7 protein-coding genes and 1 pseudogene are annotated in these 8,115 nt (G+C 41.7%); 6 read left to right on the top strand and 2 right to left on the bottom strand.

Annotated features, from left to right (window positions below; genetic code table 11):
- A pseudogene (locus L876_RS0115425) lies at positions 1–312 on the bottom strand (transposase); the annotation flags it as partial.
- An 85-nt stretch (positions 313–397) separates the two neighbouring features.
- Between L876_RS0115425 and L876_RS0115420 the strand changes: the two are divergent.
- Entirely contained in the window at positions 398–700 is a 303-nt protein-coding gene (locus L876_RS0115420) for a hypothetical protein (RefSeq protein ID WP_028764620.1), read from the top strand.
- 533 nt (positions 701–1,233) lie between these two features.
- Here L876_RS0115420 and L876_RS0115410 read toward each other — a convergent pair.
- Positions 1,234–2,211, bottom strand: coding sequence for a helix-turn-helix domain-containing protein (locus L876_RS0115410; protein ID WP_162149006.1), 978 nt, complete (start codon positions 2,209–2,211; stop codon positions 1,234–1,236).
- 579 nt (positions 2,212–2,790) lie between these two features.
- On the opposite strand from L876_RS0115410, the gene L876_RS0115405 reads away from it, so the two are divergent.
- The 5 genes from L876_RS0115405 to L876_RS21905 all read left to right on the top strand — a co-directional run bounded on the left by L876_RS0115405 (position 2,791) and on the right by L876_RS21905 (position 7,869).
- Entirely contained in the window at positions 2,791–3,285 is a 495-nt protein-coding gene (locus L876_RS0115405; protein ID WP_248674640.1) for a hypothetical protein, read from the top strand.
- A 41-nt stretch (positions 3,286–3,326) separates the two neighbouring features.
- Positions 3,327–3,995 (top strand): metallophosphoesterase family protein, encoded by a 669-nt coding sequence (locus L876_RS21915; RefSeq protein WP_028764617.1) that lies wholly within the window; start codon positions 3,327–3,329, stop codon positions 3,993–3,995.
- A 2-nt stretch (positions 3,996–3,997) separates the two neighbouring features.
- Positions 3,998–4,924, top strand: coding sequence for a hypothetical protein (locus L876_RS0115395; RefSeq protein WP_028764616.1), 927 nt, complete (start codon positions 3,998–4,000; stop codon positions 4,922–4,924).
- Entirely contained in the window at positions 4,924–5,982 is a 1,059-nt protein-coding gene (locus L876_RS21910) for an MBL fold metallo-hydrolase (RefSeq protein WP_248674638.1), read from the top strand. Before L876_RS0115395 ends, L876_RS21910 begins: the two co-directional genes overlap by 1 nt.
- 636 nt (positions 5,983–6,618) lie before the next feature.
- Positions 6,619–7,869, top strand: coding sequence for a PDDEXK-like family protein (locus tag L876_RS21905; protein WP_051413158.1), 1,251 nt, complete (start codon positions 6,619–6,621; stop codon positions 7,867–7,869).
- The last annotated feature ends 246 nt before the right edge of the window (positions 7,870–8,115 follow it).

Here is an 8,115-nt window from a genome sequence, read left to right as displayed (position 1 = left end):
ATTGGTCGAGTCGAGACTTTATGAACGTGTACTTTTCTTTGACTCGCTTGCAAAGTACACGGCGGCCTCCTTTAGTATATTTCGCTCTTCAGTAACTCGCCGAAGCTCCGCTTTAAGTTTACGAATTTCGTCTTGCTGATTATCGATGGTGATGTGTTGCTTCTCTGGTTTATCGAACTTGTTAATCCAGTTGTGCAAGCTTTTAGTTGTGATACCTAACCTTTCTGCCACATCAGCGATTTTATAACCACGTTCAGTGACTTGTTTGACGGCTTCAATTTTGAACTCATCGGGATAACGTTTTCCGCGCATGTAACACCTCATAATTTTTGGTCCATTATAACTCTATGAAGTGTCTATTGTTCTAGGGGCTTACCACAAAGTTACTTTTAAAGGAATGCAAGAAAGACACGTTTGGGAGGAGGGGGGGGTCGATATTCACGTTCGTTTTAATGATGGCACAGGCTGTTTCTGTATAGTACGTAATGATGGAGGATTAGATTGGTCTCTCCGTACATTACCTACTCATGAAGAACGAATAAAGCGAGCTAAACGTAAAGCTGGTGATGCAGCAGCCATGATATTGGCACGTATCATTCAAGGGGCGTTGATACTCCTACTTATATTTGGGTTGAGTACCTGCGTGGGAAGTGGTGACCCTAATGCCCCCGATTACTGTGTACCTCGTGTTGAGTGCTAAGTTAAGGAAGAAGCGTGTGCAGATAGACAGACGATAACTCAATCGGCTTTTTGATTGTTATTTGAACTGCATAATTAGTCGTTGCCATAGATTTAATAATTAACGGGGGATAATTAAGTAGAATTGCGGGCACACTTTTGTACAAAACGAGTAGTGGCTTTTCATGTCTGAGCTATATCTGTAGTAGCTGTATGCTAGTTAAGCCAACTTAATGGTAACGACAATTACCATGGTGTTTCCAGTGGTACACGAACCTTGACTGTTTTCCTGTGATGTTAAAATTTATAAACACGGACAAGAACACGCCCTCAAAGAAATGTTCTTGTCCTTATTTACATTGCTGTACCGTTATTATCTAGGTGGCCTTGCTGGATTGTTTCCTCTACTAGGTCCAGAAGGGTTTCCTGTTTTGCTTGGTCCATTTTTTAGTGTATTCATTGATTTGTCCTCATTTGGTGTTCCTAATAAAAGTGAAGGAACGTCACTTATAACAATGTTTCTTTTGATACCAGCCAGTTTCATTTAACACCATTTTATGCAGGCAGTGCAGGAGTCATTGACGTAACAGTTCTGTTATAGCGCATAGGTTCTGAATAGGTAACGTGTGCAGGACCCTGCTTGTCAACGTGTCGCTTATTGATTGAAGTTACAAGGGATTCACGGTGCTTATATGTCCACGGTGCAAGCTGTAACTGGCCATCGCTGTCTTGCCACACCCGTGAAACAACGAGGCTTACATTATCCAGTGCTCCTGACTCAATTTGCAGTGTGCCCAGTAACGTGGAACAGAGCGAGGCATGTACCTTGGTCTTACGTTCTGATAGCCAGATGCCTAGAGAAATAGCTAAGTCTGAGTCGTCTTTGATCAACTGATAGCCTTGGAATACCCTCTCTGCTGCTCCTTCTTCCTGGTGGAAGAACTTCACCTGGTATTGAGGCTTAATATCATCCGGGACTACAGGCTTGCCATCGATAATCACGTCATAGGCCGTTTCGTAGAGCAGTTGAGCGACATCTATTTCCCAGAGCATATCGTCCATAGCATCTGGTTCAGTCCAGAGGAGTCCTATATCTTCATCATACTTAACAGGCCGAATTTCCCAGCTCATCTCATTGCCGCCTTTGAAATGGTGCTCTATGGTTACTCCCCAGGGTAAAGTCTTACTTTGTATATATAATGTTGTTGAATCACGTGGTTGATTTTCAAAAGGCATGGCTGAGTGCTTGATTTCGCTTAGCAGTGAGCGAATTTCATGGCGTACTCCCATGAACCTACCTTCCTGAGTGACAACCCAACCAATCCGTTCAGAATCAGGAGACTGCAATAAAGAGTCCAGTGATATACCAAGTGCTTCAGCTATTCGCTCAGCATTTCCTTGTTTAGTTTGCCTTGTATTACTGGCATCTTCGATGCGTTGGATCTGCCTTTCAGACATGTTGCTTTTTTCAGCCAGATCTTCTTGCGTCATACGGCGTCTTTCACGCACAGCCTTTACAGCGAGGGCACTCAACTCGACATTTTGGTTCATCTCAAACTCTATAGGTGATGTGTTGAAGCCAGTTTAATTAAGACAAACTGACTTGACCACGACACGGAGCACGACATTAGTCATTATTTTGCAGATATTCATTTGGGTGGACTTACTGGTGTTATCAAAGTTTTGCTATATCTATGGCGGGAGAATTTGGTTAACTTCAACTTAACGGTAACAGTAATTAACCTTAGGTATATTAACCTTTAGCCATGTGGTATCTAGTACGGGTAAATGCTATTGGCCAGGTTCCTCGGTTCAATTTTTGATTCTGAAAGTATTGGTGTCAGATATTTTCGGAATTTCCCCCACATACTCCAACCCCTCCTCAAAGTAAAAGTCATAAAAAGTCATGACGAGTGGTTTTAACTGTTGACAACGTGTTTTAGTTGTCCTACCTTAAATGTCATTAGTAGTTGTCCTGACTATTTTTGACTTGGAGGTGCCAATATGACCGTATATCACATAAGACCGAAACCACATGGAATTAATAGAGAGTCTGACTTTCTCAAGGGAAGGGTCTCAATTGGGTGGCCGTGTGGTCAGGACCTAAGGGGCTTGAGTAGAGATGAATTACAGCAAGCACTGGCTCAAGAATACCCAGAGATCAATGCACATAACCTTTCTCAAGTGGAGCAGTTTCTACATATCGAGGTTGGCTCAATAGTGTTGAGTCCATCAGAAAGTAATGTTGAAAGTATGCATCTGTTTCGTACCGTCGAATCCCCACAATATGATATGAATCGAGATAACTCAAAAGAAGGGAACCCTCATGGTGTGGCCGTTGAACATATCATGACAGTAAAGAAGTCACTCCTTCCACCGGGTGTTTTGAGGTCATTGAAAGGCGCACGCAAAACGGTATGTAATTTTTCTAAGCATGCTTCAGCGATGGGTGAGTTCCTTGAAGTTGCTGAACATTTATCCGAAGAACCTGTGACAGCAGAGTTTGAGCTACAAAATAAAGTACGAAATACGCTAATTCAGGCTCTGGATAGTGAGAATGAGGTTGTGCGGGTTCAAGCCGCTGCAGCTCTGTATCAATCAGCCTGAACCGGCTTCCGATACCTGTTAACTTATCGGAGGAGCTTAAGATGACTCATGATATTAAGTCAGCTCTTGGCAGTTCGGTGAAGGTACTTCACGTATCTGATCTGCATTTTAACCAAGCTCAATTTGAGTGGGTAGCAGAGCAGTCGTGCAATTATGATGTGTTGTGTATTAGTGGTGATCTGCTTGATGACTCTTTGAATCAGGCAGTCAACAGTGAGGAGCAAATTGAGTGGATCAAGCGGTGGACGCTTACACTCAGTATTCCTACATTTATCTGCTCTGGTAATCATGATCAGATAGAGTTTGAAAATGATGAGCAGCCATCAGCACGGTGGCTTAGCAGGTTGAAAAAAGATCATCTCTACCTTGATGGGAATATTGTCGAGATAGGTGGTTTTCACTTTGGCTGTATACCATACGAAAGTCCTAACTTTCATCAATTTAGAGATTGTGACGTATTACTACACCACGTCCCGCCATCTAAGCTCAAAGTCGCTAAGCAGGGAGGGGAAGACTGGGGGTGCCAAGATATCCGAGCCGCCATCAAGTTTGGTGAGTTGCAGGCAAAGTATGTTCTATGCGGCCATGTTCATCAGCCCCATGCTCGCTTTAGTAAATTTAAAAACAGGATTATTTCTAACCCAGGTAGTAACCCTAGCGCTGAAAAGCCGAATTTTAACTCTATAACTCTAACGGAATGTGAGAAATAGTTATGACAAAACCTTTCGCTCGAAAATTTACTCTTAACCATTTACCTAAAGAAAACCCCGAGTGGTGGCAGGACCTTCTACAAAGGCTCAAGCCTGCTGGTGAAGAATTAGATGACTATGGGCTTCGCTTGGCTGTACGTGAAAACTACCTCAATTTTTATCATAGGGGGCAAGCTATTGCGAAGGTTGCTTTTAACCAGAAAAAAGAGTTGTACTCAGAACAACATATTAAGTATGTTTTTGAGGATGCCAAGACGCAAAAATATGTCAGATTAACTGGAAATGATGCAAGTATTATTAACCCCGAAAAAGAGGGTGACAGTGCAACTTACCAAGGCTGCAAGACGTTAGAAAAGTGGATTGATTGTGCAAAGAAGTATGACGGTATTGAAAAAAACTTTGTCGAAGAAGTTACCGCTATAAATGACAATATTATCGATATGGAGATGGGGCTACCTGGTAGTGGTTACCGCATTGACCTCGTTTCACTAGAGCGACAAGGCAATTTAGCACATGTTGTTTTTTGGGAGGTGAAGCTCACGACTGATAAGCGATGTCGTAGCAATAGTGAAAGCCCCGAGGTACTTGAGCAGTTGGCGCGTTATAGCGAGTTTTTAACGGACACTCACCGACAACAACAGTTAATAGAGGCGTATGTTACTGCTTGTGAAGTACAGGTTGAGATAGCTAAGTTAGCAGGGAAGGCTGTATCGCCAATCATTCAACAGGTTGCAGCAGGTGATTTAGGGTTAGCCATTGATTGTGAACCTAGGTTATTAATGTATTACAACAAAGAGAAGGATAAACAAAGCAGTTGGTTACCTCATGAAGAGAAACTGAGTAACAGCGAAGTCGCTGGGAACAAAGTGAAAATGCAGATAATGACTGAAGGTAGCTGTTACAAACTTCAGAGTAAGGAGCAGCTTTAATGCCACAGACCTCAGTAACTATATTGCGTGGAGCAGATACCATTGGTGGTAGCTGCGTAAAAATAATCCATGGCGAAGATAGCATTGTGTTAGATTACGGTGCTCCTCTCATGGATAGCACAGGAGCATCGATTGATGCGGACTTGGCTTCAAGCCCATCGATGGAAAATGGTATTTTGCTTGATATTCAACAGCAAGATACTAGACCTCCTTTGGCTTATCTCTTATCCCATGCACATCCAGATCATTATGGTCTGCTGAGGTCATTACCTAAAAGCTCAAACATATACCTGTCAGATAGTAGTTACTCTATGATGACCATTGGCAACTTGTTTTACCCTGAAGCATTGCGATTTAGTTCACTGGAACAGTGCCGACAGTTCTCACCTGGAAAACCATTTCAAGTTGGTCCATTCACAGTGACGGCATTTTTAATGGATCATTCAGCCTTTGGCGCATGTAGTCTTTTAATAGAGGTTGATGGTAAGCAGGTATATTACACTGGGGATTTTCGTGGGCATGGCAGAAAGTCACAGGTTAGCGATTACATCTACGAAAATGTGAAGCAGCCTGATCTAATGCTGCTTGAGGGAACGACCCTTGATGGAGGACACTCGCAACAATTTCCTACTGAAGTTTCGGTTGAAGAGGCTATGGTTTCGGCCCTTGATGAGGGTGATGGGCCAGCCTTTGTTTCAGCCTCAGGTAGCAATATTGATCGAATTGTAAGCCTCTATAACGCAACTAAACGCACAGGAAAAAAGCTAGTTATCGATCTATACCAACTTTACTTGCTTGAGGCGCTAAAGAAGTACTCCCCTAGCTTACCACCACATAAAAATGATCACCTAAAAGTGATATTTCCTCAATCCCAATTAGCTATCATTAAGTCTGAGTTTGGTGATGATTTCCTGCGATACAGCAACCGCCATGTGAATCTTAGTAAGCTGAAGGGGACTAACTACGTATTCAGATTATCTCCCTATGCAATGACCCCTACCTTGACTCATTTAAAGAAAAAGGGGCAAAACCTAAACTTATCTACTCTATGTGGTTAGGTTATCAAAGTAAGCAGCCTAAGTTTGCAGAGATAGCCAATAAATATCAGGAGTCATGGCAATACATTCATACGAGCGGTCATGCTTACCTAGAGCACTTACAGAGCTTCGCAGGTAATATATCACCCAAGGTTTTAGTACCTATTCATACTCTTAACAGTGACAAGTTTTCAAGCTATTTTGATAACGTTCACATAGTAGAAAATGGAGAGTCGATAGTCTGTGAATGACATGCATTGAGCTGCTGTGAGGTGGAGCTAGTGCACAGTGGTTTGGATACGCGATATCAAGAGAGCGAAGTTGGAAGCTAAGAGACTGTCATCGTGAGACTTCATGATAATCATTATGCTCGTACTTGACCGAGATATAGTGGCAATAGCCTAATCGCTCCAAGTTCACTAGGTAGAGCCGAATTAGAACCTGTTGTGAAGTGGTTGTAACTTACGGTTACCGTGAAGTTAAGCCTGTATATGCCATAAAACACACGGTTTACCAATGGCTTGCCAACTTAATGATAATAACTATTATCGTTAAGTTAGTTTGATATATGCGAGAGATCTCATATGGAGTATGTTGGGCTTGTAGATATTCCAGCCAGGTAGTAGCGTTTTGTTTATTGAAAATAAGGAAATCAATATGTCGGAAAATGGAATCCCAGCTAGTTACCATCCAATTCAAAAGCTATTGCAGCACACATACCAAGCACTTCAATTTCATGAAGAACAATCCAACAGAAATGGTGAAAAATTCAATATTTTTAATATCTTAAATATTGGAAAGAAAGAGGTGGAAACGCACTCAAGGTTTTTATATGAATTGCTTTCTGTCAACGGCCGACATGAAATGGGTGATACTTTTCTCAATCTCTTTGCTGCGACTGTCCTAGGGGTAGATGTTGAATCGCAAGTGTTCAAAGTTACTAGAGAGGATGGCACTGGGGAAGGTAGACGTGTGGACTTTGTACTAGAGTCTTCAGATTATCTCATTGGTATAGAGATGAAGATTGATGCTGGGGACCAGCATAAGCAACTCTATGATTACAATGAAGCTCTCAAAAAGCGGGGGGTGGGAAAGACAGTGAAGCTTTTTTACCTGACATTAGATGGTAAAGCAGCCAGCAAAAGTAGTTTAAATGGCTTACTGGAGAGCCAGTATGAGAGGGTTTCATTTCATAATCAGATCATCAGTTGGATATCTTGTTGTATCAAAGAATCAGCTATGAAAAGTGTTCTGAGAGAGGCGCTAGTCCAATATCAACTACTACTAGAAGCATTAACAGGTCAGCGAAGGGAGTTTGAAATGAATTTAGGCAAGGAATTAGCTTCGAATAAAGATGATTTGACCGCAGCATTAGCGATTGAGCAGGCTGTTGTAGAAGCCAAAATTATTCTGCAAGAACGCTTTTGGATGCGCCTATATGAGAAGTTAGAGCAAAAAGAACGGAATGTAGCAGTTTATGGTGGAAAGTCGATAAAGGCGATTGCTGTAAACTATTATAAAAACAGTAAAAATAATAAAAACATTGGTTTGAGGTATCCCATTGCTGACTTCCAAGGTATGAAGATCTGGATGTACATAAACTTATATGATTGGGTTCATTACGGTCTTCGTATTACTGATGAGAATGGTCAGATTTTTGGACAAGGGGACATGAAAGCTAGTCTCAGTAAGCACTTTCCAAAAGGGAATGCATATTGCAATAATGACTTAGATTGGGTTGTTTGTTATTACAATGATGAAACCAGTGAGCAGAAGAGAATCAAGTTTTCCAAAGTTGATATGCCAACCACTCTAGCTTTGACAAATGAGCAAGAGACAGATGAGCTTCTCAGTCATCTTGTTGAACATCTTAACGCTATTGAGAATCGTTTTTTGGAAATTAAATAGCGAACAATAAGTAACCATTAAACTCTGTTACACGGTCTGTTACACTGGTTGTTACACACATTAGTGGTTACTTACTATGAAGCTCAATAAAATCGAGTGTCGTGAGTCGGCTAAGTTGTCTTATCGGCCAACTCACCTATCAATAAAAGCCCGCTTGTTTATGACAGGCGGGCTTTTTGTTTTTCCTGTTTTATTCCCTTAGACAAGGGGGGGCTTACCAGTAGTCTGGTGAACTCGTTCATGTTT

The sequence above is a fragment of the Shewanella colwelliana ATCC 39565 genome, from assembly GCF_000518705.1.
GTDB lineage: Bacteria > Pseudomonadota > Gammaproteobacteria > Enterobacterales > Shewanellaceae > Shewanella > Shewanella colwelliana.
Note: the sequence above shows the minus strand (reverse complement) of the source record. Positions and strands in the feature narration are given on the sequence as shown.